The sequence below is a fragment of the Streptomyces sp. NPDC097129 genome (assembly GCF_055668065.1).
Genome location: NZ_JBVOQE010000005.1, coordinates 154132 through 179789 on the forward strand (window position 1 = coordinate 154132; position 25658 = coordinate 179789).

General features: G+C 72.9%; 25 protein-coding genes and 1 pseudogene. 15 read left to right on the top strand and 11 right to left on the bottom strand.

What is annotated here, in order from left to right; translation table 11 throughout:
- Positions 1 to 15: 15 nt before the first annotated feature.
- The 6 genes from AC0B9F_RS16820 to AC0B9F_RS16845 all read left to right on the top strand — a co-directional run bounded on the left by AC0B9F_RS16820 (position 16) and on the right by AC0B9F_RS16845 (position 7584).
- Positions 16 to 945: a LysR substrate-binding domain-containing protein gene (locus AC0B9F_RS16820; RefSeq protein WP_472003268.1), complete on the top strand. Its 930-nt coding sequence runs from the start codon at positions 16 to 18 to the stop codon at positions 943 to 945.
- A 290-nt stretch (positions 946 to 1235) separates the two neighbouring features.
- Positions 1236 to 2708: an aldehyde dehydrogenase family protein gene (locus AC0B9F_RS16825; RefSeq protein ID WP_472003269.1), complete on the top strand. Its 1473-nt coding sequence runs from the start codon at positions 1236 to 1238 to the stop codon at positions 2706 to 2708.
- A gap of 73 nt (positions 2709 to 2781) precedes the next feature.
- Complete coding sequence (locus AC0B9F_RS16830) at positions 2782 to 4149, top strand: aminotransferase family protein (RefSeq protein ID WP_472003271.1); 1368 nt, start codon at positions 2782 to 2784, stop codon at positions 4147 to 4149.
- A 135-nt stretch (positions 4150 to 4284) separates the two neighbouring features.
- On the top strand, positions 4285 to 5781 hold the full coding sequence (locus AC0B9F_RS16835) for an APC family permease (RefSeq protein ID WP_472003273.1): 1497 nt from the start codon (positions 4285 to 4287) through the stop codon (positions 5779 to 5781).
- Between the two features lie 83 nt (positions 5782 to 5864).
- Complete coding sequence (locus AC0B9F_RS16840; protein ID WP_472003275.1) at positions 5865 to 6281, top strand: ATP-binding protein; 417 nt, start codon at positions 5865 to 5867, stop codon at positions 6279 to 6281.
- A gap of 169 nt (positions 6282 to 6450) precedes the next feature.
- Positions 6451 to 7584 (top strand): ferritin-like domain-containing protein, encoded by a 1134-nt coding sequence (locus AC0B9F_RS16845; RefSeq protein WP_472003278.1) that lies wholly within the window; start codon positions 6451 to 6453, stop codon positions 7582 to 7584.
- A gap of 27 nt (positions 7585 to 7611) precedes the next feature.
- Here AC0B9F_RS16845 and AC0B9F_RS16850 read toward each other — a convergent pair whose 3' ends face one another.
- The gene (locus tag AC0B9F_RS16850) at positions 7612 to 8892 is read right to left on the bottom strand and encodes a cytochrome P450 (RefSeq protein WP_472003281.1); all 1281 of its coding nucleotides are present in this window, start codon (positions 8890 to 8892) and stop codon (positions 7612 to 7614) included.
- A 141-nt stretch (positions 8893 to 9033) separates the two neighbouring features.
- Here AC0B9F_RS16850 and AC0B9F_RS16855 point away from each other — a divergent pair, with 141 nt between their 5' ends.
- A complete protein-coding gene (locus AC0B9F_RS16855) occupies positions 9034 to 9519 on the top strand; it encodes an NUDIX domain-containing protein (protein ID WP_472003284.1) in 486 nt (161 codons plus the stop codon).
- Positions 9520 to 9592: 73 nt separating this feature from the next.
- Entirely contained in the window at positions 9593 to 11149 is a 1557-nt protein-coding gene (locus AC0B9F_RS16860) for a prenyltransferase/squalene oxidase repeat-containing protein (protein WP_472003286.1), read from the top strand.
- A gap of 30 nt (positions 11150 to 11179) precedes the next feature.
- On the opposite strand, the gene dnaN is transcribed toward AC0B9F_RS16860, so the two are convergent.
- A complete protein-coding gene (gene dnaN / locus AC0B9F_RS16865) occupies positions 11180 to 12319 on the bottom strand; it encodes a DNA polymerase III subunit beta (protein WP_472003288.1) in 1140 nt (379 codons plus the stop codon).
- Positions 12320 to 12454: 135 nt separating this feature from the next.
- On the opposite strand from dnaN, the pseudogene AC0B9F_RS16870 reads away from it, so the two are divergent.
- Positions 12455 to 12799: pseudogene (locus AC0B9F_RS16870) on the top strand (DNA glycosylase AlkZ-like family protein); the annotation flags it as partial.
- Here AC0B9F_RS16870 and AC0B9F_RS16875 read toward each other — a convergent pair.
- Positions 12751 to 13365, bottom strand: a complete 615-nt coding sequence (locus tag AC0B9F_RS16875) for a TetR/AcrR family transcriptional regulator (protein WP_472003290.1) — start codon at positions 13363 to 13365, stop codon at positions 12751 to 12753. The pseudogene AC0B9F_RS16870 and the gene AC0B9F_RS16875 overlap by 49 nt on opposite strands.
- A 264-nt stretch (positions 13366 to 13629) precedes the next feature.
- Here AC0B9F_RS16875 and AC0B9F_RS16880 point away from each other — a divergent pair, with 264 nt between their 5' ends.
- From AC0B9F_RS16880 to AC0B9F_RS16890, 3 genes are all read left to right on the top strand, one after another.
- Positions 13630 to 15195 (top strand): phytoene desaturase family protein, encoded by a 1566-nt coding sequence (locus AC0B9F_RS16880; RefSeq protein ID WP_472003292.1) that lies wholly within the window; start codon positions 13630 to 13632, stop codon positions 15193 to 15195.
- A 272-nt stretch (positions 15196 to 15467) separates the two neighbouring features.
- Positions 15468 to 15839 (top strand): phage holin family protein, encoded by a 372-nt coding sequence (locus tag AC0B9F_RS16885; RefSeq protein ID WP_471181539.1) that lies wholly within the window; start codon positions 15468 to 15470, stop codon positions 15837 to 15839.
- Positions 15836 to 16345, top strand: coding sequence for a DUF3618 domain-containing protein (locus AC0B9F_RS16890; protein WP_472003294.1), 510 nt, complete (start codon positions 15836 to 15838; stop codon positions 16343 to 16345). Before AC0B9F_RS16885 ends, AC0B9F_RS16890 begins: the two co-directional genes overlap by 4 nt.
- A gap of 109 nt (positions 16346 to 16454) precedes the next feature.
- Here the strand turns inward: AC0B9F_RS16890 and AC0B9F_RS16895 are convergent, their stop codons facing one another.
- From AC0B9F_RS16895 to AC0B9F_RS16920, 6 genes are all read right to left on the bottom strand, one after another.
- A complete protein-coding gene (locus AC0B9F_RS16895) occupies positions 16455 to 17003 on the bottom strand; it encodes a phosphatase PAP2 family protein (RefSeq protein ID WP_472003296.1) in 549 nt (182 codons plus the stop codon).
- A gap of 63 nt (positions 17004 to 17066) precedes the next feature.
- On the bottom strand, positions 17067 to 18695 hold the full coding sequence (locus AC0B9F_RS16900; RefSeq protein WP_472003298.1) for an alkaline phosphatase D family protein: 1629 nt from the start codon (positions 18693 to 18695) through the stop codon (positions 17067 to 17069).
- Between the two features lie 92 nt (positions 18696 to 18787).
- A complete protein-coding gene (locus AC0B9F_RS16905) occupies positions 18788 to 18949 on the bottom strand; it encodes a hypothetical protein (protein WP_472003300.1) in 162 nt (53 codons plus the stop codon).
- Positions 18950 to 18998: 49 nt separating this feature from the next.
- Positions 18999 to 20087 (bottom strand): carboxylate-amine ligase, encoded by a 1089-nt coding sequence (locus tag AC0B9F_RS16910; RefSeq protein WP_472003301.1) that lies wholly within the window; start codon positions 20085 to 20087, stop codon positions 18999 to 19001.
- A gap of 160 nt (positions 20088 to 20247) precedes the next feature.
- Positions 20248 to 21168, bottom strand: coding sequence for an NAD-dependent protein deacetylase (locus AC0B9F_RS16915; RefSeq protein ID WP_472003302.1), 921 nt, complete (start codon positions 21166 to 21168; stop codon positions 20248 to 20250).
- 128 nt (positions 21169 to 21296) lie between these two features.
- Entirely contained in the window at positions 21297 to 22439 is a 1143-nt protein-coding gene (locus AC0B9F_RS16920) for an AI-2E family transporter (protein WP_472003304.1), read from the bottom strand.
- A gap of 268 nt (positions 22440 to 22707) precedes the next feature.
- On the opposite strand from AC0B9F_RS16920, the gene AC0B9F_RS16925 reads away from it, so the two are divergent.
- A complete protein-coding gene (locus tag AC0B9F_RS16925; protein WP_472003306.1) occupies positions 22708 to 23142 on the top strand; it encodes a hypothetical protein in 435 nt (144 codons plus the stop codon).
- A 128-nt stretch (positions 23143 to 23270) separates the two neighbouring features.
- Here AC0B9F_RS16925 and AC0B9F_RS16930 read toward each other — a convergent pair whose 3' ends face one another.
- The gene (locus tag AC0B9F_RS16930) at positions 23271 to 23669 is read right to left on the bottom strand and encodes an STAS domain-containing protein (protein ID WP_472003308.1); all 399 of its coding nucleotides are present in this window, start codon (positions 23667 to 23669) and stop codon (positions 23271 to 23273) included.
- A 208-nt stretch (positions 23670 to 23877) separates the two neighbouring features.
- Between AC0B9F_RS16930 and AC0B9F_RS16935 the strand changes: the two genes are divergently transcribed.
- Both AC0B9F_RS16935 and AC0B9F_RS16940 read left to right on the top strand, forming a co-directional pair.
- Positions 23878 to 24288, top strand: coding sequence for an ATP-binding protein (locus tag AC0B9F_RS16935; RefSeq protein WP_472003310.1), 411 nt, complete (start codon positions 23878 to 23880; stop codon positions 24286 to 24288).
- Positions 24289 to 24400: 112 nt separating this feature from the next.
- Positions 24401 to 24631 carry a hypothetical protein gene (locus tag AC0B9F_RS16940; RefSeq protein ID WP_472003312.1) on the top strand — a complete coding sequence of 77 codons (231 nt, stop codon included), beginning with the start codon at positions 24401 to 24403 and terminating at the stop codon, positions 24629 to 24631.
- A gap of 55 nt (positions 24632 to 24686) precedes the next feature.
- On the opposite strand, the gene AC0B9F_RS16945 is transcribed toward AC0B9F_RS16940, so the two are convergent.
- Positions 24687 to 25598: a poly-gamma-glutamate hydrolase family protein gene (locus AC0B9F_RS16945; RefSeq protein ID WP_472003314.1), complete on the bottom strand. Its 912-nt coding sequence runs from the start codon at positions 25596 to 25598 to the stop codon at positions 24687 to 24689.
- Between the last annotated feature and the right edge of the window lie 60 nt (positions 25599 to 25658).

Below are 25658 nucleotides of genomic sequence, written 5' to 3' on the forward strand. Positions count from 1 at the left end.
GTACGAGGGTCACGTATGACGTCACCAGTGGGTTTCACGCTCGTTCAGCTGCGCTACTTCCTCGTCGCGGCCGAGCGGGGTTCGATGACGGAGGCTTCCGCGGAGCTGCACATCGCGCAGTCCGCCGTGTCCGCGGCCATCTACAACCTGGAGCGGGACCTGCGGGTGCAGCTGTTCATCCGCCGGCGGGGCCGGGGCCTGACCCTCACCCCCGCCGGCGAGCGGCTCCGGCAGCAGGCGCGGGACCTGCTGGCCCGCGCCCGCGAGGTCTCACGGGAGGCACGGGGAGACGGCGAGACCATCTCCGGGCCGGTGACCGTCGGATGCTTCGTGACCCTGGCCCCCTACTATCTGCCACCCCTGTTCAGCGCGTGCACCCGGCGCTACCCGGGCATCGAGATCGACGTGGTGGAGGGGGAGACGGACCAGCTCGTCGACGCCCTGGCGGCGGGACGCATCGACTTCGCCCTCGCCTACGACCTCGGCCTGTCCGCCCACCCCGACCTGCGCAGCGAGACCATCGCCCGCGCCCCGGCGTACGTCATCGTCGCGGCCGATCACCCGCTGGCCGGTCGGGGCAGCGTGGAGCTGGCCGAACTGTCCGCGGAACCGCTCGTCCTGCTGGACCTCGCCCACAGCCGTGACTACTTCCGCTCGCTGGTGGCCGCCACCGGCACCGCACCGGACGTCCGCTACCGCACCCGCAGCTACGAAACGGTGCGCTCCCTGGTGGCCCAGGGACTCGGCTACAGCGTGCTCAACCAGCGGCCCGCGACCAGTGAGACCTACGGCGGCGGCAAGGTCGCCGAGCTACCGCTGCGCGACGGAGGCCCGCCGCTCGAGGTCAAGATCGCCTCGGTGGACGGCATGACCCAGACCGCCCGCGCCCGAGCGGTGATGGACCTGCTGCGAGGGATCGCCGCCGCCCGGCCCACCGAGGCCTGAGCGCGAGGGATCGCCGCCGCCCGGCCCACCGAGGCCTGATCGCCGGAGATCACCGCCGTCCGGCCAGCCGGCCCGCCCTGCCTTCCGCAGGGTGGGCCGGTTCTTTGTCGCGCGTATCAAGTCCGGCGAGAAGTTTCTGCACACGCCATTGACGAGTGGTTCCCCTATTGTTTGAATCTCAACTCAAAGAACGGTGTGAGTGCCGATCACGGCCCCCGTCTTTACCGCGCCCGCCGTTTCGAGGCGGCCCCCGAGACGCCACGCCCGACGACGCAATCGAAGGCCACAGCATGCAGACGTACGCCCACTGGCGGCAGCGCGCCGCCGACCTCGCGCCCCGCACGCGCCTGTTCATCGACGGAGCGTGGGCCGACCCCGCCGACGACCACTGGATCCCGACCGTCAACCCGGCTACCGGCAAGGTCACCGCCCAGGTGGCGGCCGGCTCCGCCGCCGACGTCGACCGGGCCGTGGCCGCCGCCCGCACCTCCTTCGAGGACGGCCGCTGGTCACGCACCGCACCGGCGGAGCGCAAGCGGGTCCTGCTCGCCCTCGCCCGCCTCATCGAGGAGCACAGCGAGGAACTCGCCCTGTGCGACACCCTCGACATGGGCAAGCCCATCACGGAGTCCCACGGCACCGACGTGCCCGGCGCGGCCGGCGTCTTCGCCTGGTACGCGGAGGCCGTCGACAAGCTGTACGACGAGATCGCCCCGGCCCCGCCCGGCAACCTGGCCCTCGTACGCCGTGCCCCGCTGGGCGTCGTCGGCGCGGTGGTGCCGTGGAACTTCCCGCTGGACATCGCGAGCTGGAAGCTGGCGCCCGCCCTGGCCGCCGGCAACAGCGTCGTACTGAAGCCGGCCGAGCAGTCCCCGCTGTCGGCGCTGCTGCTGGCCGAACTCGCCGCACGGGCCGGCCTGCCGGACGGCGTGCTCAACGTCGTGCCCGGCCCGGGGGAGACGACCGGGCGGGCGCTCGGCCTCCACCCGGACGTCGACACCCTGGTCTTCACCGGCTCCACCGCCGTGGCCAAGCGCTTCCTCGCCTACGCCGCCGAGTCGAACATGAAGCAGGTCTGGCCCGAGGCCGGCGGCAAGAGCCCCAACCTGGTCTTCGCCGACGCCGACCTCGAAACCGCCGCGGAACGCGCCGCCTGGGGCTTCGTCTACAACGCCGGTCAGGTGTGCTCCGCCAACACCCGCCTGCTCGTCGAGGCGTCCGTGGCCGAGGAGTTCACCGCACGGGTCGCCGCACACGCCCGCTCGTGGCAGCCGGGCGACCCGCTCGACCCGGCCACCCGACTCGGACCGCTCGTCGACGAGGCCCAGGTGGAACGCGTCCTGGCCGCCCTCGCGTCATCGGACGGCACGCTCGTGTGCGGCGGCACCCGCCCCGACCGCGACGGCGCCTACCTCGACCCCACCGTCGTCACCGGCCTGGGTCCGGCCGCCCCGCTCTGGCGGGACGAACTGTTCGCCCCGGTGCTGACCGTGCTGCCCTTCCACGACGAGGCCGAGGCGGTCCGCCTCGCCAACGACTCCGCCTACGGACTGGCCGCGTCCGTGTGGACGGGGGACCTCGGCCGCGCCCACCGCGTCGCCGACGCCCTCCAGGCGGGCACCGTGTCCGTCAACACCGTCGACGCGCTCAGCCCGTCCACTCCCTTCGGCGGCTTCAAGCAGTCCGGCCACGGCCGCGACCTCTCCCTGCACTCCTTCGACAAGTACACGGGCCGCAAGACGACCTGGATCGCGTACAGCTGACCCCGCCGATCCCACGGCCTTCCCCCCACCGGCCGTCCACCACCCACCACCGCAGCAAAGGACGTACCCACCCATGACGCTCGACGCCGCAGACCTCGTCCGGCTGGACCGCGCGCACATCATCCACCCCTACCTGCCGGGCAGTGCCACCGAACGCGTCGTCATGACCTCCGGCTCCGGCTGCCGCCTCACCGACACCGAGGGCCGCAGCTACCTCGACGCCACCGGAGGCCTCTGGCTCGCCCAGGTCGGCCACGGCCGCACCGAACTCGCCGACGTGGCCCACCAGCAGATGAAGAGGCTGGAGTACTTCACCAGCTTCTGGGAGTTCTCCAACGAGCGGGCGATCGAACTCGCCACGCGCCTCGCCGCCATCGCCCCCGACCCGCTGAACCACGTGTACTTCACCTCCGGCGGCTCCGAGGGCAACGAGGCGGCCATCAAGATGGCCCGCTACTACCACCACCGGCGCGGCGAGAGCAGCCGGACGTGGATCCTCGCGCGCAGCAAGGCCTACCACGGCATCGGCTACGGCGGCGGCTCGGCCACCGGCTTCCCGCTCTACCACGAGGGCTTCGCCCCGATGATGCCGCACGTCTCCCACCTCACGCCCCCGTGGCCGTACCGCTCGGAGCTGTACGGCGGCCGGCCGCTGAGCCCCGAGCAGGTCACCGACTTCCTCGTCCGTGAACTGGAGGAGCGCATCGCGGAGATCGGCCCGCACAACATCGCCGCGATGATCGGCGAGCCCATCATGGGCGTCGGCGGCATGCTGGTCCCGCCGGCCGACTACTGGCCCCGGGTGCGCGAGGTCCTCGACCGGCACGGCATCCTGCTGATCTTCGACGAGGTCGTCACCGCGTACGGCCGCGTCGGCGAGTGGTTCGCCGCCCAGCACTTCGGCGTCACCCCGGACATCATCGTCACCGCCAAGGGCATCACCTCCGGTTACGTCCCGCTCGGCGCGCTGCTGGTCGGCGACCACGTCGCCGAGGTCCTGCTGCGCGACCACGGCTTCCCCATGGGCTACACCTACAACGGCCACCCCGTCGCCACCGCGGTGGCCACCGCCAACCTGGACCTCATCGAGAAGGAGGGCCTCCTCGCCCGCGCGAGAAGCCTCGGCGCCGTCCTGCACGGCGAACTCCAGGCTCAGCTGGGCGAGTTGCCGATCGTCGGTGAGATCCGCTCGGTCGGCATGATGCTCGCCGTCGAACTGGTCGCCGACCGCGCCACCCGCGCACCCCTGCCCCTGCGCCCCGACCGGATGCCGCACGACGTCATCCGCCGCGAGACCGGCGTGATCGTCCGCGACTCCGCGCACAGCCTGGTGCTGTCCCCGCCGCTGATCATGACCGAGGCCGAGGCGAAGGAAGCGGCCGCGGCGCTGCGCAGCGTCCTGGAGCGCACCGACCCGACCGGCGAGATCCGCGCCGCCTGACACCCGCCGCGCCCGACGGCCCGGCCGCGACGGCCGGGCCGCCCCTCCCCGCACCACCCGACACGGACCCCACACCGTAGCGGCGCTCCGCACGCGCCCCCCGCAGTCTCTTCCCTCCCCTCCTAGGAACTGCCCGTGTCCTCCAAGCTCTCCCCGTCCGTGCCCAGCGCGTCCCGGCCCGCGGACGGCACCCTGCAACGCAGCCTCAAGCGCTTCGACATCACCGCGATGGCCGTCGCCGCGGTCATCTCCTTCGACACCGTCGGACAGATCGCCACCGGCGGCGGCGAGGCCGCCACCTGGACCGCGGCGATCGCCCTGCTCTTCCTCGTCCCCTACGCCCTGCTGTTCGCCGAGACCGGCGCCGCGTTCCCCCAGGAAGGCGGCCCCTACGTCTGGGTCAAGCTCGCCCTCGGCCGACCGGCGGCCGCGCTCACCACCCTGATGTACTGGGTCACCAACCCCATCTGGCTGGGCGGCTCCCTGGTGTTCCTCGCCGCCCAGACCTGGAACGGCTTCGTCTTCCACCTGGGCTCGGGCACGGTGGCCGACTACACCTTCAAGCTGCTGTTCGTGTGGGCCGCCATCCTCACGGCCGTCGTCTCCCTGCGCCGCGGCAAATGGATCACCACGGCCGGCGCGGCGATCAAGGTCCTCGCCCTCGCCCTGTTCACCCTCACCGCCCTGCTCTACGGCGTGCGGCACGGCTTCCACGGCCTGACCGGCACCAGCTTCGCGCCGAGCACCGCCGGCTTCCTCGCCCTCGTGCCGATCCTGCTGTTCGCCTACGTCGGCTTCGAGGCGCCGAACGCCGCCGGTGAGGAGATGCACGACCCCCAGCACGACGTGCCCGCCGCACTCGGCCGCTCCGCCGCCGTCGCCGCCTGCTGCTACCTGCTGCCCGTCCTCGCCCTGCTGGCCGTCGTACCCGCCCACCAGGTCACCGGCATCGGCGGCTTCATGGAAGGCGCCCGCCTCGTCTTCACCGTGTACGGCGGCGCGGCCGGCCCCCTGCTGAAGACCACCGCCGTGATGTTCGTCTTCGCGCTGCTCACCCAGGGCAGCGCCTGGATGATCGTCAGCGACCGTATGCAGGCCATGGCCGCGGCCGACGGGGGCTTCTTCACCCGCGCCCTCGGCGCCTTCCACCCGCGGCTCGGCACGCCGGTGCGCACCAACCTGCTGTCCGGGGCCGTGGCCACGCTGTTCATGCTCGCCGCGATGCGGTTCGCGAACGGCGACGCCGCCGACATGTTCGCCGTGGTCCTCACCGTCGCGGTCACCACCCTGCTGCTGTCCTACCTCGTCGTCATCCCCGCGCTGGTGCTGCTCCGCCTCCGCCGGCCGGACGTCCCACGGCCCTACCGCGTCCCCTTCGGCACCCGCGGCTTCCTGTTCTGCGCGGCGCTCGTCTACGCGTGGATCCTGATCGGGTCGTGGTCGGCGCTCTTCCCCGGCGTCCTGGAACAGCTCTTCGGCATCGACTACGTCTTCCGCGACGCCTGGGGCGTCTCCCGCACTGCCTTCGAGACGTTCACCCTCGGCACCGTCGTCGTCCTGCTCGTCGTCGGCGTCATCGGCGTGGTGGTGGCCCGCCGCGCGGAACCCTCGCCCGAACAAGCGATCCCCTGACCGCTCGAAGTGGAATGGCTACCCGCGCCTCGTGCGGGTAGCCGCACTGTCGACCCCGTGAAATCGGCACAGGCAGGGATGACGTGGACGGACGTTCGCTTCGAGCGGTGGGCTGGGCACGCTCATTGCCACTCAGCAGTCAGGTCAAGACGGCACGCGACTGGGCCCGGGCCCATCTGGACGAACTCGGCTGGACCAGCAACGCCCCCGACACGGCGGACGACGTCCTGCTGGTCGTGTCGGAACTCGTGACCAACGCGCACGTGCACGGGCACAGCTCCGCCCAGCTGGTGATGTCCTGGGACGGCCAGTGCCTGCACGTCGCCGTGCACGACTCCTCACCCGTCCTGCCGACCCCCCGCCGGCCCGACACGCTCCAGCCCGGCGGCCGGGGCATGCTCCTCATGGACGCGCTCGCGGACCACTGGGCGGCCAAGCCCTGCCCGCACGGCAAGAGCGTCGTCGCCTGCTTCTCGCCGTCGTCCCGCCAGGGCGACTGACGGGGGAGCGGGCCACCTCCCGGTTGGACCGACAGGGTGGTGGAGGCGCCGCTCAGGCCCGTCAAGCCTCTCATCTGCGGTGATGCCTGCTAGCTTCGCGAGCTGTTCCGAGGGCCCCGGATGCCTCCAGCCGAGGCGGGGCCACCACTGCGAGGCGAGGGTGACTGGTGTGAGTCAAGACGCGGAGAGGCCCGCTGCGGCTCCGTTCAAGCGCAGGAGTTTCCTGGCCACCGCCGCCGTGGCGGCCGGTGCGTCGGCCACCGCGGCAGCCGATCCGGCGTCGGCCGCCGCAGGACCCCACACCGAACCACCCGAGCCGTCCCTCGGTTCCGTGGCGCGCCTGCTGGCGGTGCCCGAAGCCGGACGCGGCATCGACTGGCTCAGATCGGCCCTCCAGGTCGCCGTGGAGCTGGAGCTGTCCGCGATCCCGCCGTACCTCTGCGGCTGGTGGTCCGTCAGGGACCGCGGCTCGCAGGCCGCGCGCCTGATCCGGCGCATCATCGACGACGAGATGTACCACCTGGGCGTGGTGTGCAACCTGCTCGTGGCCGTGGGCGGACAGCCCCGGATCAAGGCGGCGGCGCCCACCTATCCCGGCCCGCTGCCCGGCGGCGTACGCACCGGCGTGACCCTGTACCTGTCGGGCCTGACCAGGTCCTTCGTGCACGACGTGATGATGGCCATCGAGGCCCCCGAGGAATCCCTCGCCCGCAGCGGCAGCACCTCGCCCACCGTCGGCACCTTCTACGGCGACATGCTGAAGGGCTTTTGGACCGTGGCCCCGCAGCTGTCGGCGCGTGGGCAGCTGAACGCGCGCATCGGCTCCGACGAACTGAGGCCGGTCGAAACCCTCCTCGACGTCGAGCGCTCCCTCGACATCATCAGGGAGCAGGGCGAGGGCACGAGCCGGTCCCCGGCCGACTCCTTCGCCGACGACCACCCGGCCCACTACTACGCCTTCAGCGAGATCTACCACGGCCGTCAGCTGCGGGAGACCGACAAGGGCTGGACGTTCACCGGCCCGCCCGTCCCCTTCCCCGACGCGCGTCCCATGGCCCGGGTCCCGGCCGGCGGCTGGCCCCGGCCGTCGGCGCCCGTACAGCAGCTCCTGCACAGGTTCGACGCCCTCTACACCACCGTGCTGGACGCCCTCGACGCGGCATGGTCCGACGGCGGGCCCCGCGCCCTGGGAGCGGCCATCCACGCCATGCGCGGCCTGGAGGAGTCCGCCGTCAGGCTGATGGAGACCGAGATCCCCGGCACCCGGGGCACCTACGGCCCCCAGTTCCACGCGCTCTCCTAGGCCCCAGCCGGGCGCGGGGGGCCCTCGTCAGCAGGACACCCTGGTGAGGGTCGCCCGCAGAGAGCCCCGCGGGCGCAGGTTCGCACCGAAGACGGCCGTGCGGGGCGCGGCCGCGAGGCTCGGCCGGTACGCGGGGAGCAGCAGCCGCAGCAGCGTGACCATCTCCTGGAGCGCGAAGTGCTGTCCGAGGCAGGCGCGGGCCCCGACGCCGAACGGCTGGAAGGCCGCCGGATGGCTCGGCCGCTCGCCCCCCGGCAGGAAACGGGACGGGTCGAAACGCTCGGGGTCCGCCCACAGGCCCGGGACACGGTGGGTGAGATACGGGCACACCAGGACGGACGTCCCCGCGCGGACCCGATGCCCGTCCAGTACGTCCTCCCGCGCGGCGTGCCGCGGAATGAGCCAGACCGCCGGATACAGCCGGAGCGTCTCCTGCACCAGGGCGGTCAGCAGGGCATCGCGCCGTGCGGTGCCGGCGGCGGTGGCGCAGGCGGCGAGGAACTGCTCATGGACGTCGGGGTGCCGGTCGAGCAGGACGAAGAGCCAGCACAGCGTCTGGGCCGTCGTCTCGTGCCCGGCGACGAGCAGCGTCACGAGTTCGTCGCGGATGAGCCGGTCCGTGTAGCGCGGGTCGGTCTCGGACGCGTCGAGGAGCAGGCCGAGCAGCGTGGGGGAGGGGCCCGGCACCGCCCGCGTGCGGCGGGCCCGGGCCTCGGCCACGACCCGGTGCGCGGTGGCGTCGATCTGCCGGAGCGCGGCCTCGACGGCCGGCGGGAGGCCGGGAGCGCCGCCCGCGGTGGTGGGCAGTGAGGCGACCACCGTGTCGACGGCGGCGAGTTCACGCCGTGTCACCTCGTCCAGGGCGGCGCCGGTCAGGGAGCGCCAGATGGTGTCGAGGGCGAAGAGCCGCATGTCCCGCCCGACGTCGACGGGTGCGTCGGCGCAGACGGCGGCCTCCCAGCGGTCGGCGACGCGCTCGGCGGCCGCGGCGATGTGCTGCTCCCAGCGCTTCGTCCCGGCGACGGTGAACTGTGCCTGCAGCAGCCTGCGTTGCCGCTTCCACGCTTCACCCGAGGCGGAGATCAGACCGTCGCCGAGCAGCCGCCGGGCGCGGTGCCCGCGCTTGACGTAGACGTCCGGACGCCTGGCCAGGACCTCCTGCGTCTGGTCGGGGCCCGTGACCAGCAGGCAGGGCTGGTCACCGACGCGGACACCGGTGAGCGGGCCGTCCTCGGCGGCCTTGCGCAGCAGATCGATGATGCCGTCCGGCGGCTGGACGGGCGTGCTCTCGGGTTCGTGGAGGGGCATGGTGCTCCTGAAGCGGGACGGCCCGGCGGCGCCCGAACACGGCACCGCGGCGACAGGCCGGGATCCTACCCTGCGGATACGGATGATCACCTGCAGTAGTATCCGCAGGCAGGACCGCCGACAGCAGCTGAGGACGACAGGGTGACCGCACTGGAAACCGTGGACTACGTCGACGCGGACGACCACCCCGTGGCGTGCGGCCCCCGTGGTGGCGCCGCAGCGCACGGCCTCGCCTACCGCGTCGCCGCGACCGTGTGCGTGGACCGCGCGGGACGCGTCCTGGTCTACCGCAGATCCGCCAGAGCCGCGGTCTACCCGGCCCACCACGACATCCTGGTCGGCGGCTGCCTTCACGCCGGTGAGAGCTACCGGGAGGCGGCCGTGCGGGAACTGCACGAGGAGTTGGGCGTCCGAGCCGCACCGCGCCAGGTGCTGCACACCCGGTGCGCCTCTCCGGTCGGCGACTGCTGGCTCGCCGTGCACCTGGCCGAGATCCCGACCCGGCTGCGCGTGGACCCGCGGGAGATCGCCGAGCACTTCTTCGTCCCGCCGCACCGGCTGCTGGCACGGATGCCGAGCCCCTTCGTCCCCGAAGGGCACCGCGTCCTGACCCGCCTGTTCGCCTGACCCCGAGCGACGGCGCACGCACCGGCCCCCACCCCTGCCCGGCCCCCCACCCGCCCGACGCGAGAAAGACATCGTGACTGCATCTCCGACGCCCATGGGCGCGACGCCCCCGCACCTCCACGCCGCCGTCGCCCGCTGCCGCAACCGGCTGGCCCAGCGGGTCGTCGCCGCCGTAGGCCCGGACGGCCTGCTGGCCGCGCCCTGTGCGAGCAGGGTCCTGGAATCCGCGCTCGCGCTCGCCCTGCTGAACGCCGAACAGGCCGAACCGGAAGCGGCCCGCCGCCTCACCGCCTTCCTGCGTACGGCCCTGCACCGTGACCCGCCGGACGTCCTGCAGCGCGCTGTCGCACACGCGGCCCTCGGCCTGGACTGCGACGCGCACGCAGCGCTGCGCGACGGACTCGGCGCCTTCGACCACTTCACCGCCGGCCGCAAACGGCTGATGTTCCAGACGCTCCTGGCCGCGCTCGGCGCCACCGAGTACCCCGCCGCCCCCTGGGAGGCGTACGACGCCACGGGCCAGCAGAGCTGGCTGCGCATGGAGATGGCGGCGCTGAAGGTGCTCACCGCCCACGGCACCCACCGCACCGCCATGCTGGACGACGCGGACCGGCACGCACTCCTGCCGGCCCTCGAACCCGGTCCCGCCTGGGAACGGAACAACTTCGCACAACTGCTCGCCCTGCTGGCGCTGCGTCACTTCCCGCGTCACCGTCCCGCCCTCGCCGACGCACTCAAGCACGTCGCCGGCCGGCTGCGTCCCGACGGCGGTGTGCCCTTCGTCGACGGACTGGACCTCTTCGCCACCGCGATCGCCGGCCTCGCCCTGTGCCTCCTCGATCCGGCCGCCGCCGAAGTGCCGGCGATGGCCGACGCCCTGGCCGTGCGCCGCAACGAGGACGGCGGGTTCGGCTTCCACCCCGGCGTACGGCAGAGCGACGTCGACGACACCTGCTACGCACTGGAGTTCCTGCGCCGGGCCGCGCCCGAGCGGCACCGGGAGACCATCGGCGGGGCGGAGACCTACCTGCTCGGCGTCCGCAACCCCGACGGCGGCTTCCCCACCTTCGCCCGCGGCACGAGTTCCGAGATCGCCATGACGGCGGCCGCGGCGACCGCGCTGGCCCCCGACCCCCGCCACCGGAACGCCGTCCGCGCGGCCGTCCGGCACGTCGCACGGCACCAGCAGCCCGACGGCACGTTCGAACGCAGCTGGAGCCGCAGCGCCACGAACGCCATCTTCCGCGCGGTGCTCGCCCTGCGCTGCACGGACCCCGACGACCCCGGGGCGCCGGCCTACACGGAGGCGGCCGAGCGGGCCCTGCGCCACCTGGCCGCCACACAGCATCCCGACGGCGGCTGGGGCCACACCCGCGCCGACAGCAGCGACCCGATCACCACCGCGTACGCCGTCATCGCCCTCAGCAGCCTGCCCGGTCACCGCAGCGCACGGGACCGGGCGCTCGCCCACCTCGTCGCCCGGCAACAGCCCGACGGCGGCTACCGCAGCCGCCCCGACCAGGCGGGCCCCCGGCCCCTGCTGTTCGACGTCCCCGTGCTGGCGGACGTCTTCGTCCTGCTCGCCCTGGCCCACGCCACCGCGCCCACGGCCGCAGGCGGTGCGCGGTGACCACCGCCGAGGAGCGGCTGTGCGCGTCGCTCAGCTCAGCTGCCGCACCGACATCAGCAGGTGACGGTGGTCCTCGCCGGCGGACCCGCCCTGCTGCGGTACGGCACTGAGCAGCGCTCGCTGGCCGGGCCCGAGGAGTTCGAACCGCACGTGGGGGGCGTCGAAGGACTGCAGAGCCTCCAGCAGGTACGCGGGGTTGAAGGCCACACTCAGGTCATCGGCACCGCTGAGCGTGGCGGTGACCCGCTGTGAGGCCACATCGTCCGCGTAGCCGGCCTGCAGCAGGACGCTCCCCTGGGCGGAGAAGTCCAGCCGGACGGGGCTGTTCGGCTCCGCCACGACCGACACCCGGCGGACGGCTTCGGCGAGCGCGGCGCGCTCGGTGACGGCGACCGCCGGAGCGTCCAGGGCGAACAGCTTGTCGTAGCGCGGCAGCCGTCCGTCGAGCAGCCGCACCGTCGTGTGCATGCCGTCGCCCTCGAAGGCGATCAGAGCGGTCCCCGAGCCGCCGGGGCCGTTCAGCCCGATACGGATCAGCCCCGCCTTGGCCAGCGAGCGGGAGATCTCGGCCAGCCTGCGCCCGGGCACCACCATCTCCACCACGGCCGGGTCCGCCGCCTCCGGCTTCCACGGCAGCGTACGCACCGCGTACCGGTAGCGGTCCGTCGCGGCCAGCGTCATGGACTCGCCGTCCAGCCGCAGCTGGACGCCGGTGAGCACCGGGAGCGACTCGTCACGCCCCGCGGCGATCCCCACCTGCGCGACCGCCGCGGCGAACCGCGCCGCATCCACCGTTCCGCGCGACGGGGGAAGCCCGGGAAGAGCCGGATACTCCTCCCCGGGCAGGGTCGACAGACCGAAGCGCGTACCGCCGGCCTCGACGGTGAAACGCGTGCCCTCCAGCGCGCACGCCACCACCGCGTCCGGCAGCACCCGGCAGATGTCCAACAGTCTGCGCCCCAGCACCAGCACCTGACCGGCGGACGCCGTCTGCGCCGCCACCTCGATCTTCGCGGACGCCTCGAAGTCGAACCCCGAGAGGCACAGCCGCCCCTGCCCCGCCTCCAGCATCAACCCGCCCAGCACCGGCACCGGCGACCGGGCCGGCAGCGACTTGGCCGCCCAGGTCACGGCCTCCATGAGAGCGTCGCGTTCGATCCGGAACCGCATCTGCCGTACTCCCCATCACCCGACACCAGTTGGTCGCGCACGCTATACGCCGCCACTGACAACGCCCGGTCCGAAGCCCACGCCGCCACGGCGGTCAGGGCAGCGGTCACCCGGCCGACGGGGCACAATCCGAGGGTGAGACTCACCTCGCGGCAACTCGTCCTGGCGACCCTGGACCGCCAGTTCCTGCTCGAACGCCGCCACCTCGACGTCGTCGAGGCGGTCCGCCGCATCTGCGCGCTGCAGGCGCAGGCACCGGCGTCGCCGTACCTGGCGCTGTGGAACCGCCTGCGGGAGTTCGTGCCCGAGGACCTCGACGCCGCGTTCGCCGACCGCCGGATCGTGAAGGCGACCCTCATGCGGATCACGCTGCACGCCGAGGACTACGCACCCTTCCGCGCGGCCATGGTGAGCACACTGCGCGGGTCGCGTCAGCGGCCCGAGCCGAGCAGGCCCGGGTCGATGCCGAGTTCCATGGCGGTGCGCTCACGCATCCACGCCATGGCCTCGTCCCGCTTCAGCGCACCGCGCCGGGCGACCAGCTGGACGGCCAGCCCGTCCAGGAACAGCGTGATGCGCCACGCCGCGGCCCGAGCGTCGGAGCAGTGGAAGTCGCTGGTCGCCATGCCCTCCTCGATCAGCGAGGTGAAGACCTTCTTCCACTCCTGGTCCATCTCCCGCATGACATCGCTCAGCCCCCCGTCGCGCAGGCCCGCGGAGTAGCCGTCGATCCACAGCCGCCAGGACGGCACCGCCTTGGCCGTCGGACTGTACAGCCGCAGCAGCGCCTTGAGACGCGTGACGACCGGCGCGGGGCGGCCGAGCACGGCCCGGGCGGCGTCGAGCTCGTTGCGCGCGGCATGCGCGAACGTCGCCTCGATCAGCTGCTCCTTGGTCTCGAAGTGGTAGTAGACCAAGCCGCTGCTCACGCCGAGGGCGGCGGCGACGTCGGTGACCCGGGTCGCCGCGATGCCGCGCTGCTTGATCTGCTCCACCGTCGCGTCGAGGATCTCCTCGCGCCTGAGCACCACGTTCTTCCGCACCACGCCGGTCACCCTATCGCTCACCCCGGCTGCGGGATGCGCCGCCTGCCGCTGATTGACGGACCAGTCAGCCAGAAGGCGGAAAGATGCTGCCGGTGGGCAAGTCGACGGGATGCGCCGTTCACCACTCATTGCGCTCTGAACTGCGGAGTTGTGGTCTCTCGCGGTCGATAGGCCGTCCGCAAACTCTTGACTGGCCAATCAACATAAGCCGATCGATCTCGCCCCCACCCTTGTGGCCACACCCCCCGCGTGTTAGCAAGAGACATGCCTCGCAACCCCCGGATCTCCCAGGACGTCTACGACGTCGTCATCGTCGGCGGTGGCCACAACGGCCTGGTCGCCGCCTCCTATCTGGCCCGGGCCGGGCGCTCCGTGCTCCTGCTGGAGCGGCTCGGCACCACGGGCGGCGCGGCGGTGTCGACCCGGGCCTTCGCCGGGGTGGACGCGCGGCTGTCGCGCTACTCCTACCTGGTGTCCCTGCTCCCCGCGAAGATCGTCAGCGACCTCGGGCTGCGCTTCCAGCTGCGCAAGCGCTCCATCTCGTCGTACACCCCGGCCGTCCGGGACGGGCGGGCCACGGGCCTGCTGGTCGGCGGCGGCGAGGAGCGGACCCGGGCGGCCTTCCGGGACTTCACCGGCTCCGATGCCGAGTACACCGCCTGGCGGGACTTCTACGGCATGACCGCGCGGGTGGCACAGCGTGTGTTCCCCACGCTCACCGAGCCGCTGCCCACCCGGGAGGAACTGCGGGTCCGTATCGGCGACGACGCGGCCTGGCGGGCGCTGTTCGAGGAGCCTCTCGGTGCGGCCATCGAGGACCGCTTCCGGGACGACGTGGTGCGCGGTGTCGTCCTCACCGACGGGCTCATCGGCACCTTCGCCGACGCGCACGACCCCGGGCTGGCCCAGAACGTCTGCTTCCTCTACCACGTCATCGGCGGCGGGACGGGCGACTGGGACGTGCCGGTCGGCGGCATGGGCGCCTTCACCGGCGAGCTGGCCCGCGTGGCCCGGGAAGCCGGCGCCGAACTCGTCACCGGCCACGAGGTCGTCCGTATCGAGCCCGACGAGCGCCTGGCCTCGGTCACGTACGACGACGGGTCCGGCGAGGCCACCGTCGGCGCCCGCAAAGTCCTGGTCAACGCCTCGCCCGAGGCGCTTGCCGGGATGCTCGGCGAGACCGTCGCCGAGCCCGCCGAGGGCGCCCAGCTCAAGGTCAACATGCTGCTGCGCCGCCTGCCGAGGCTGCGGGACACCGCCGTGGACCCGAAGGAGGCGTTCGCCGGCACCTTCCACATCTCCGAGAGCTACGACCAACTGGCGCGCGCCTACCGCGAGGCCGACGCCGGCCGGCTCCCCTCCGCCCCGCCGTCGGAGATCTACTGCCACTCGCTGACCGACCCGACCATCCTCGGACCCGAGCCGGCCGCGCAGGGGCACCACACCCTGACCCTGTTCGGACTGCACGCCCCGGCCCGGCTGTTCGCCGAGGACAACGAGGGCGCCCGCGAGGCTCTGACCAAGGCGGCCCTGGCCGAGCTGGACTCGGTGCTCGACGAGCCCATCGCCGACTGCCTCGCACTCGACGCGGACGGCCGCCCCTGCGTCGAGGCCAAGACCCCGCTCGACCTGGAGCGTGAGCTGCGGCTGCCCGGCGGCAACATCTTCCACCGCTCGCTGGCCTTCCCGTACGCGACCGAGGAGACGGGACGGTGGGGCGTGGAGACCCCTCACGCCAACGTGCTGCTGTGCGGCGCCGGAGCCGTGCGCGGCGGCGGCGTGAGCGGCATCCCCGGCCACAACGCCGCGATGGCCGTCCTCGGCGAATGAGCCGGTTGGCGGCCCCCGACACGGTTTTCGAGGCCGCCGCCCGCCTCGGCGTCGGCGCATGGACCGGACCGGTGATCACCCGGATGGGTGGGCGTTTTCCCGAAGGCTCCACCGGCCTGCCCTGAACCGGCCCGTTGCGGGTACTCGCGCGCGCACCGGACAGTGCCACGGCACCGTCCGGTGGCATACGAAGCGAGAGACGGGAGGTGATGGTCGTGGCGAGTACGCAATCCCCCACCGGACCGGGGCAGCACACATCAGGTGGTGAGCCCGTGGCCGAGCTGGTGCAGCGGGCCTCGCAGCAGCTGACCGAGCTGGTACGCGGCGAGCTGCGCCTGGCGCAGGCGGAGATGAAGGAGAAGGGAAAGCGGTACGGCAAGGGCGGGGGCCTGTTCGGCGGCGCGGGGCTCGTCGGCTTCCTGATGCTCCAGGCCCTGGTGGCCACCGCGATCGCCGCCCTCGCGGTGCCGCTCCCGGTGTGGGCCGCCGCCCTCATCGTCACCGCGTGCCTCGGGGTGATCGCCGCGGTGATGGCGCTCACCGGGAAGAAGCAGGTCGACCGGGCCGCACCCCCGGCGCCGCAGCAGACCATCGAGAACGTCAAGGCCGACGTGGCCGAGATCAAGGAGAGTGCCCACCGATGACTCAGCCCCCTCACGACGAGCCGACCGCCGCCAGCCCCGAGGAGCTGCGCGAACAGGTCGAGCAGACCCGCCACGAGCTGGGGGAGACCGTGCAGGCGCTGGCGGCGAAGACGGACGTCAAGGCCCGCGCCCAGGAGAAGGCCGCCGAGGTCAGGGAGCAGACCGCGGCGAAGGCCGCCGAGGTGATGGAGCAGACGACGGCGAAGGCCGGCGAGCTGAAGCAGCAGGCGGCGCTCAAGGCCGGCGAGGTGAAGGCCAAGGCCGCTGACGCAGCCGCCCGCATGCAGGACAAGCTGCCCGACCCGCTCAAGGACAAGGCGGCCCAGGCCGCCGGCCAGGCTCGCGGCACCGCGGCCCGGGCCGGTCGGCTGTGGCAGGACAGGGCGCCCGAGCCGGTGCGCACCGGGACGGCCCGGGGCGGGCAGCTCGTGCGGGACAACCGCGGCCTGCTGCTCGCGGCCGCCGCGGCGACCGGGATCTGGCTGCTGTGCCGCCGCAAGGGATGAGAGCGGTCGTCGCGCCTGTGAACGCCCGCACACCGGGCTGACTCACGCGCCGAAGGGCCGGCTGCACGTGCAGCCGGCCCTCCCGCCGGTCACCGCGGGGCCGTCGTCCTCACAGCAGCCGTTGCGCGAGCAGACGGGGAGCGCGCCGGGCGAGCCACGCGCCGGCCACGCCGATCAGCGAGCCGGCCGCGACGTCGCCGGGATAGTGCGCACCGGACTGCACGCGTTCGAGCGACACCGCTGCGGCCGGTACCGCGCACACCAGGCCCGCGAGGGGCCAGACGGGAGCCACGGCGGCGCAGAAGGCGACCGCGGCCGCGGTGTGCCCGGAAGGGAAGGACGAGGAGTCGGGGCGGTCGTCGACCTCGTCATGAGGAAACCAGTCCCGCGGCGGCCGACGGCGATCGGCCAGTTGCTTGCACAGTCCGTTCGACACGAGTTGCGCCACCGCGACAGCCCCGAGCCCGGCAATGGCCGCCTTCCGGCCACGCCACCCGCCGACCGAGGCCATCACCACGCCGGCACCGCACCACAACTTGGAGCTCTCCGCGATCTCCTCCACCCCGGACAGCACCTTGCCCAGCGGTGGCGGAACGCGCCGGGCCGCCCGCCGCGTCAACTCCCCATCGACTCGCTGCACGGTTCGTAGCGCGTTCATGAACAGCGGGTATCCCGATGCCGCGCAGGGTAAGCAGCCTGCTTGCCGAAGGCCGCCGGGGCCTCAGCCGGAGGCGAGGGAGCGCTCGTGCACCGTGTGCAGCGACGTGTCGGCCCCGGTGCGCTCCAGCCGCAGCCGGGCCGAACGCCCGCGCATCGTCAGGGTCATGAGCTGGTTGCCGAACCACGGCCCGCCCTTCTTGCGCCACCTCACCGGCGGCCGGGCGCACCGGCCGTGGCGCGCGAGGACGCGGCCCAGCAGACGCGCCGGCGCGCTCCAGCCGAAGCGGAAGCCGACCCGCATCGACAGGGGTACGGAGTTGTGCACCGGGGAGCAGGTGAGCTGGACGACGGGAAGGCCGGGCCCGCCGCCGGGCCAGGAGGCCTGCGCGAGGTAACCGTGGTGCACGTCCCCCGACAGCACGCAGACCGTGGCGGGCGCGCCGGGCTGTGAGCCGACCTCGGCGATCAGGCCGGCGAGGTCGGCGAACGAACGCGGAAAGGCGGCCCAGTGCTCCAAGTCGGCGGCCCTGCGCAGCCATTCACCGAACCGGGCCCAGCGCCGCCCCCGCTCCCCGGCGCACAGCGCCGCGTCCCAGGCCTCGATGTCGTGCACGAGATGCGGCAGCAGCCAGGGCAGTGAGGTGCCGATCAGAAGGTGGTCGTACGCTCCCACGTCGGCCAGCACCTGCTCGCGCAGCCAGTCGGCCGTACCGGGGTCGAGCATGGCGCGGCGGTCCTCCTGGAGCACCCGCGCCGCCCGGGAGTCCACCATCGCCACCCGGACCCGGCCGACGTCGCGCCGGTAGCTGAAGCGCACCGAGGCCGGTTCGGTGTCGGCCTGTTCGGCGAGGGCGCGCACCGCGTCCGTGCCGTCCGGCGTGGCGCGCACGGCGGCATAGGTGGGGTCCTCGGCCAGTTCGGCGGGGGAGAGGTTGCCCAGGTGCTGGTGCACCCAGTAGGACATCAGGCCGCTCAGCAGCCGCTTCTGCCACCAGTGCGTCGTGCGCATGTCGGCGAGCCAGGCGGCGGAGGTGTTCCAGTCGTCGACGACGTCGTGGTCGTCGAAGATCATGAAGCTGGGTACGGTGGACAGCAGCCAGCGCACCTCGGGGTCGAGCCAGGATTCGTGGTAGAGGCGGCAGTACTCCTCGTAGTCCGTGACCTGACTGCCCGGCGCTTGCTGGAGATCCCGGCGGGTGGCCAGCCAGTTCCGCGTCGCCTCGCTGGTCTCGTCGGCGTACACCTGGTCCCCGAGCAGCAGCAGGACGTCGGGGCGTTGGGCGTCGGGGTCGGCCAACAGCCGCTCGGCCAGGGAGTCCAGGGCGTCGGCGCCCACGGGGTCCTTGCCGTCCGCCGGGGGAGCGGCCCAGCGGCAGGACCCGAAGGTGATCCGGACGGCGTCATCCGGGGCACGTACGGAGATGACGGAGGGCGGGAAACGGGAGTCGGGCAGGGGCCACACCGCGGTGCCGTCCAGGAACACCTCGTACGACGGTGCGGTGCCCGGCTGGAGACCGGTCACCGTGACGAGCGCGTAGTGATGCCCGCATACCTGGAAGGTCGGCGCCGTGCCGCCCGCGCCGTTCGAGCAGCGCACCTCCGCGACGCACGGGCGGCTCGTCTCCACCCACACCGTCGCGCACGAGCTGTCGGCATACCGCAGCACCGGTCCCAGAGACAGTTCGACCACCGCGACGGACCTCCTGTGTCGCACCGTACGGTTGAAACGACGACCGTTGAACCGTACAGGGCGCGGCGCCGGACAGTCCCTTCACCGGCGGCTCACTGCCCGCGCTCGTCCGTCGAGTCCTTCGCGTCCGTCTTCTTGCGCTCGGCGTCCTCGACGGGTTGCTTCTTCTCGGCCCCGGCTTCGGCCTGTTCCTGCTCCTGCTCCTGTTCGAGGTGCTTGCGCATGTCCTCGGGCTTGTCGCCGACCTGGTCCATGATCCGCTCCGATCCTGTGTCCGATCACCGGCGCCCGTCCGCGGCGACGTCACGGCAGTACGGTCGCCTCGGCGAGCATGTCCATCACCGCGGGCAGTCCGCCGCGCCCCCAGGCCATGCGCTGCCGGTCCGCTCCCGTCCCCTGCTGCAGCAGACGGTGGACCAGTGCGGTGACCTGGCGGGCGTCACCGGCTTCCGCCAGGGCCGGCTCGACGTGCTCCAGGAGCTGGTACACCACGTCGCCGGCCCGACAGCGCCTGCCCTGGGGATCGATCAGCTCCTGGCTCAGACCGTGCCGCGCGGCCTGCCACATGGCCGCCTTCAGCAGCTCGGCGTCCGGCGTCGTACGGCCGTCCGCGGCCTCGCGCATGGCCGTCCGGGCGAGTCCGCGCACCAGACCGGCGAAGAGCACGGCGTCGTCCGTGCGGGGCTGGACGTCCACGCAGCGGATCTCGACCGTGGGGTAGCGCTCGCACAGCCGGACCTGCCAGTACAGCTGGCCGCGGTCCGCGATCACGCCGGTGGCGAGCAGGCGCTCTATCCGCTGGTCGTAGTCCTCGTCGTCGGCGAAGTGCGGTGGGATGCCGCTCACCGGCCACCGGTCGAAGACGATGGTGCGCCAACTGGCGAACCCGGTGTCGTCACCGTCCCACAACGGCGAGTTCGCGCCCATGGCGGTCAGTGTCGGCAGCCACGGCCGCATACGGTTCAGCACCTCCACGCCCATGCGCCGGCTCGGCACGGCCACATGCACGTGCATGCCGTTGACCATCTGCTCGGCCACCAGTTGCGGCGCCTGCCGCAGCATGGCCTTGTAGCGGGCCTGGTCCGTCACCTGCACGGGAGCGTCGGGCACCATCGGAGCGGTGCCGCTGGCGATGATCCGGCAGCCGAACCGCTCGGCCGCCTCCACCACGGCGTGCCGCAGTCGCAGCAGGTGTCCGCCGACCTCCTCCAGGGTGGTGCAGACGGGGGTGGCGACCTCCACCTGCGCCTGCAGAAGTTCGAGCTGGATCTCCCCGGCGGCCACGAACTGCCCGAGACCGGCCGCGGCCCGCACTTTCTCGCCGTACGCGCTCAGCCGTCCCGTGGCCGCGTCGACCAGGAAGTACTCCTCTTCCACACCGACGGTTGTCATCAGTCGTACCCCAACCGCCAGGCACCGCCTCGCAGCGGTGCGATGTCCCGGGCCCCGGCTGATCGTGCCTGGTGCGTACCGACTGCGTGGGGCCGTGGCTGAAGAGTGCCTTGCCCTCCCCGTCCCAAACGTCGTGCCGCGTCCCGAGCGGCCCGGCGCGTCACGGGAGAGGTGACGCCACCCCGGCTTCGGCTTCGGGGGCGACAGGGACGCCCAGGCGGTCCGCGACCGCGGTCAGGGCTGCTCCCAGGGGGAGTGCGACGCGGGTGAGGGCGTGCGGGTCGCCGCGGGTGGCGTCCCGGTTGATGATCAGCACCGGCTTCCCCGCCTGGGCGGCCTGGCGGACGAAGCGCAGTCCGGACATCACGGTGAGCGACGAGCCCAGCACCAGCAGCGACGCCGCCTCGTGCACCAGCGTGCGGCAGTGCTCGACCCGCCGGGGCGGGACGTTCTCGCCGAAGAAGACCACGTCGGGCTTGAGGATGCCGCCGCAGACCGTGCAGGGCACCACCTGGAAGTCGCCGACCTGTGCGTCGGTGAGGTCGGCGTCGCCGTCGGGGTTGATGGCGGCGGCCACCGGATCGAAGCCGGGATTGGCCTCCTCCAGGCGCCGGGCCAGTTCACGGCGGGGGCTGAAGGCGCCGCAGGACAGGCAGACGACCCGGTCGAGGCTGCCGTGGAGTTCCACGGCGTCCTCGCTGCCCGCGGCCTGGTGCAGCCCGTCGACGTTCTGGGTGATCACGCCGGAGAGCAGGCCGTGCCGTCCGAACGCGGCGACGGCCCGGTGCCCGGCGTTCGGGCGGGCCCGGCGGAAGGTGCGCCGGCCGAGATGGCTGCGCGCCCAGTAGCGGCGCCGGGCCTGGGCACTGGCGGTGAAGTCCTGGTAGGTCATCGGCGTGTGCCGGCTCAGGCTCCCGCCTTCGCCCCGGTAGTCGGGGATGCCCGACTCGGTGGAGATGCCCGCCCCGCTGAGCACCAGCACGCCGCCGGCGCCCAGCGCGTCGGCGACCGGCTGGAGGTCGGTGGTGCCTGGGGGGAGGTCCTGGGGCGGGGTCCAGCTCAGTGTCGGGCGCATGCGCATGCCGCCAGGGTACGGAAACCGGCCGCCTTCGGTCCTTCCGGCCGATCAGGCCGTCGCCACCGGGGCGAGGGCGGACGCCCTCAGCGAGGCCGGCGAGCAGCACGGGCGAGGGAGCGGCCGGGCCCCTGTCAGCGTGCCGGAGGCCGCGGCCGCAGCGCCCGGAACACCGCCCAGGCGACCGAGATGAACGGGACGGCCACGACGGCGCCGATCACGCCCGCCACGGTGCCGCCCGCGAGGACGGACACGGCCACCACGAGCGGGTGGAGGCGGACCGCCCAGCTCATCACCAGGGGATGCAGGACGTGGCCCTCCAACTGGCCGACGATCACGATGAGCGCCAGTACGACGAGCGCGATGACCGGGCCCCGCCCGGCCAGCGCCACCACCGTGGCCACACCGAGCGCGAACGGCGAACCGACCAGCGGCACGAAGGCGGCGAAGAACTCCAGCAGCGCGAGCGGCAACGCCAAGGGCACTTCCAGGGCCAGCAGGGCGATCCCGACGAGTACGGCGTTGGTGGCGGCCACGATGATGATGCCCCGCGTGTACCCGGCGAACGCACTCCACGCAGCCCGGCCCGCCCGGTCCCACGCCGACCGTGCGCGCCCGGGCACCACCTCGTCGCGCGACCAGGTCCACATCCGTTCACCGGAATGGAGGAAGAACACCGAGGCGAAGAGCGCGAGCGCGCCCCCGGTGACGACTTCCACGGCGCGGCTGATGCCGCTGAGCGCGCTGCTGAGGAGCCCCGCCCGGTGCGCGGAGAGATAGTGGACGACCTGGTCCTGCAGGTCGGACAGATTGCTCTGGCTCAGCCGGAACGGGGGGCGGTGCAGCCACACTTCGATGCGGTGCACGCCGTTGCGGAACTCGTCGGCCAGTGTCGACGTCTCGTTCGCGACCGCGTTGCCCACCAGGGCGAACAGTCCGAGCAGCAGCACAATGCTGCCGACGAGCGCGAGGGCGACGGCGAGTGGGCGCGGCAGCAAGCGGGCGAGCAGGTCCGTGGCCGGGCGCAGGACCGACGTGATGACCAGGGCCAGGAACAGCGCCACGGCGATCACCTGGAACTGGCCCAGAAGCGTGAAGACGCCGTAGACGACGATGCCGACGAGGATCAGCCGCCAGGCGTGCGCGGCGGCGGCACGCAGCCAGGGACCGGTGTGATCGGCCGGCGCCGTCGCACCGCCCGGGCGGCGCACAGGGAGCCGTACGGAGTGCGCCGGACGGCTGCCCAGCGTCGCGCGGCCGCCCGCACGGCCGCCCACGCGGCTCCCGCGCCCCTCTCTGGCCGCCCCGCGGCCCGATTCCGCCACCACCCCGCACGCCTCTTTCGTCCACCGCGAGACCGTCACCTGCACAGCACCGTATGCACGATCGGGGCGGGGAGCGGACTGCAACGCCGTGAGGGGCACCCGCTCGGTGGGGCGCCCAAGGGCCGCCCGTGGAGGCCGGGACGGCGCCGGGGGAAGGCCGGGCCCGGGTCCGTAGCGCTGAGCGGGTTTGTGGGCGTGGTCCCGGGCAAGCCGGGATTGCATGAGTCAACCGAACAAGGGAACGGATCAGAAGTCCGGCACCACGGAGCCGGCGACCGGCGCGCGGGCGCGCGGCACCACCGGCGAGGGGGCCGTGCCGGCGGCCTCCCGCAGCGTCAGGAAGGCGCAGGAGAAGGCCGGTGACGGGGTGTCGACCGTCAGGACCGGAGCGGGACGGGCCGCGGACGAGGCAACCGGTGCCGTGACCGCGGCGACGAAGGGCCTCGACGCGGGCCGGCAGGCGGTGATCAGCGCCTCCGGGCACGTCGGCGCGGCGGCCCGGACCGCGTGGACGGTCGTCGCCCGCCGCAAGCTCGTCGCGATGGGTGTCGGCGCCGGAGCCACGGCGCTGAGCGCGGCGTCCTACGCCCTGGGCCGCCGCTCGTCACGACGCCCGCAGGGCCCGCTCACCCGCCTGACGGGCGGCCGCATCTGACGCGGCCGGGGCCCGGCGTCCGTACGCCGCCGGGCCCCGCCGCAGGCACCGGTACCGGCACTGCGAGGATCTGCGGGCGTCGTCCCGGGAGCGACGAGCCCCCGGTTGCGCCCCTCCGCTCCGTCCTGTCAGCCGAGTGCCTCGCTCACCGTGGGGCGGCAGTCGATGACCGTGTCGATGGCGACGAGTTGCAGGGTGCGCAGGACGGGCCCCGTCGGCGCTGCCAGGCGCAGCCAGCCTCCGGCGTCCGTGAGCGCGTTGTGGGCGGTGAGAAGGATGTTGATGCCCGTGGAGTCCATGAAGGTCACCTGCGCCAGATCCACGACGACCCTGGACTGAACGGCGCGAGCCGCGTCCAGCGCGTCCCTCAGCTGCCTTCCCGTGTCGTGGTCGATCTCGCCCGCCACGGTCAGCACATGGATGTCCGCAGCGGTCGACGACTCGATCGACAGGCCGCTGCGACGCTGTGCGGCGGGCGCGCTGAGTTCGCCGTCGTCTCCGGGGTACGCACGTCTTTCCTCTGCCATGCGGGCGATACTGGCATACCTGCCCCCCGGCGGAAACGCCTGGTCCGGCGCCGGGGCCGTGGTGCACGGGCGTATGGGCCGAGAGAGGGGTGTGAGGCGCCGTTCGGGCGTGCGTGGGTACGCGGGGGATGTGAAGCACGGAGCGAAGGCGGTCAGGGTGGATTCGGTCGCGTGGGGTGACGGCGGCGTGATAGTGGGTGGGCAGACCATGCGGACCACGGTGGCTCTCGGCGGGAGCAGCGGGCGTATCGCCGAGGCCCGGCACCGGGCTGCGGCCTTTCTCGCGCGCATGCGGACGGACCACGGCGTGCCGGTCTCGCAGCGGGCGCTGGACGTGACCCAGTTGGTGGTGAGCGAGCTGGTCACCAACGCGCACAAGTACGCGCCGGGCCCCGTCACGATGGACCTGAGGATCGTCGACGACCTGGTCGAGGTCGCCGTCCGCGACTCCGACCCGGCGCTGCCCGAGGCCCGCACCTCGGACGCGGACAGGGTGGGGCAGCACGGCCTGGAGATCGTGATGGCCGTCGCCCAGGCGTTCGAAGTGCAACGGTACCCGGCCGGCAAACGGGTCGCCGCCCGCATCGCGCTGCGTGACAGCGCCGCCGACGGGGCCTGACCTCGCCCTGTCCGCCCTCGCTCTGTCCGCCCTCGCTCTGTCCGCCCTCGCCGGGAGCGTGAGCCCGCGAGGCGCCCATTCGAACACCACAGGGAACGGGATTTCCTTCACCATGCCCGGCAACTGGACCACGCGCGCCGAGACGAGCGCCGACGTCTCCGCCATCCGGGACATCGACTTGGCCGCCTTAGAGACCGGGCTGGAGGCCGATCTCGTCGACGCCCTGCGCGCCGGCTCGTCCTGGATCGAGGTCCCGGACGAGGCCTTCATGGCGCTCGCCCTGGACGCCGGGCATCCGCTGCCCGGCGGAACCGTCCACCACGCGGCCCCGTTCGGCATCTGATCCGGCCCGGGGCCGCGCTCGCCCGGCGCCTCGTTCAAGGCGCCGGAGCGGGTGGTCACGCCTGGGGCGAGTCGAGACCGAGCTCGTGGTTCTTGATCGCCTCACGGACGGCGCCCACGAAACCGTTCCAGAAGCGGTCGGCGTAGGGGCTGTCCGTGCTCGGCACGCCGGCCGTCGTTCTGCGCTTGGCCGCGCCGGAGAAGTCGCCGAACATCGCCTTGCGCAGGGCGGTGGACATCTCCATCTGGGCGCCGGCGCCGGTGCGGGTGCGGTTGACGATGTTGGTCGGGTCGTCGCCGTTGATCGGGTCGGTGGAGCCGGCGAAGACGACGGTCACGTCCCAGTCGGCGTTGCCCGTGTTGGTGGTCAGGCCGTACTTCGTGAAGGCCGCCTTGAGGTTCCGCTTGAGCCGCTCGTCCCGGCCACCGATGTTGATCTTCTTCACGGTGGTGTCGTCGAAGCCGTGCAGGGACACGGCGTACAGGTTGCCGGTGGTGACGGCGAGAGCGGCCGGGTCGTCGCAGTGGGTGGACGTCACGTGCTGCGAGGAGGAGTTGGCCAGGGCCTCGAACATCCAGAAGTCGCGCTGCGTCTCACCCGGCACCGCCGCGGTCGCCGGGTCGGTGTTGTAGTCGAAGGGCGTGTACCCCGCGATGGCCATGCACAGTTCGCTGGTGCCCGACTCGATCCCGCCGCCGTGCGGCGCGATCACCGCGGTGCTGTTGACGGGGTTGCTCGTGGTGCGGGCGTTGTCGCTGATCTGAGCCGGTGCGCCGATGCGGAACCGGCGCATCCAGTCGGTGCCCTCCTTGTCCGCGGTGAGGGTGTACAGCTCCGTGTTGGAGGCGTACTGATCGGCGGCCGCGGCCGGCGTGGCGCCGTTGCCCACCACGGCGTTGAGCGTGGGCACGGCGGCGGCGACGGCGGCGACGGAAGCGAGGACGGTGCGTCTGCTGGTGTTCTTCACGTCGGTGATCCTGCACCATGACCCCGCGGCCACGGACGCGGGGTCCCCCTGAGCATGACA

What these genes read in the sequence shown, in the direction of transcription:
- AC0B9F_RS16935 (WP_472003310.1), top strand. Translation starts at nt 23,878, where the DNA reads ATGCGGACCACGGTGGCTCTCGGCGGGAGCAGCGGGCGTATCGCCGAG.
- AC0B9F_RS16940 (WP_472003312.1), top strand. Translation starts at nt 24,401, where the DNA reads ATGCCCGGCAACTGGACCACGCGCGCCGAGACGAGCGCCGACGTCTCC.
- dnaN (WP_472003288.1), bottom strand. Translation starts at nt 12,319, where the DNA reads ATGCGGTTCCGGATCGAACGCGACGCTCTCATGGAGGCCGTGACCTGG.
- AC0B9F_RS16930 (WP_472003308.1), bottom strand. Translation starts at nt 23,669, where the DNA reads ATGGCAGAGGAAAGACGTGCGTACCCCGGAGACGACGGCGAACTCAGC.
- AC0B9F_RS16830 (WP_472003271.1), top strand. Translation starts at nt 2,782, where the DNA reads ATGACGCTCGACGCCGCAGACCTCGTCCGGCTGGACCGCGCGCACATC.
- AC0B9F_RS16880 (WP_472003292.1), top strand. Translation starts at nt 13,630, where the DNA reads ATGCCTCGCAACCCCCGGATCTCCCAGGACGTCTACGACGTCGTCATC.
- AC0B9F_RS16895 (WP_472003296.1), bottom strand. Translation starts at nt 17,003, where the DNA reads ATGAACGCGCTACGAACCGTGCAGCGAGTCGATGGGGAGTTGACGCGG.
- AC0B9F_RS16820 (WP_472003268.1), top strand. Translation starts at nt 16, where the DNA reads ATGACGTCACCAGTGGGTTTCACGCTCGTTCAGCTGCGCTACTTCCTC.
- AC0B9F_RS16825 (WP_472003269.1), top strand. Translation starts at nt 1,236, where the DNA reads ATGCAGACGTACGCCCACTGGCGGCAGCGCGCCGCCGACCTCGCGCCC.
- AC0B9F_RS16915 (WP_472003302.1), bottom strand. Translation starts at nt 21,168, where the DNA reads ATGCGCATGCGCCCGACACTGAGCTGGACCCCGCCCCAGGACCTCCCC.
- AC0B9F_RS16850 (WP_472003281.1), bottom strand. Translation starts at nt 8,892, where the DNA reads ATGCCCCTCCACGAACCCGAGAGCACGCCCGTCCAGCCGCCGGACGGC.
- AC0B9F_RS16905 (WP_472003300.1), bottom strand. Translation starts at nt 18,949, where the DNA reads ATGGACCAGGTCGGCGACAAGCCCGAGGACATGCGCAAGCACCTCGAA.
- AC0B9F_RS16910 (WP_472003301.1), bottom strand. Translation starts at nt 20,087, where the DNA reads ATGACAACCGTCGGTGTGGAAGAGGAGTACTTCCTGGTCGACGCGGCC.
- AC0B9F_RS16925 (WP_472003306.1), top strand. Translation starts at nt 22,708, where the DNA reads ATGAGTCAACCGAACAAGGGAACGGATCAGAAGTCCGGCACCACGGAG.
- AC0B9F_RS16890 (WP_472003294.1), top strand. Translation starts at nt 15,836, where the DNA reads ATGACTCAGCCCCCTCACGACGAGCCGACCGCCGCCAGCCCCGAGGAG.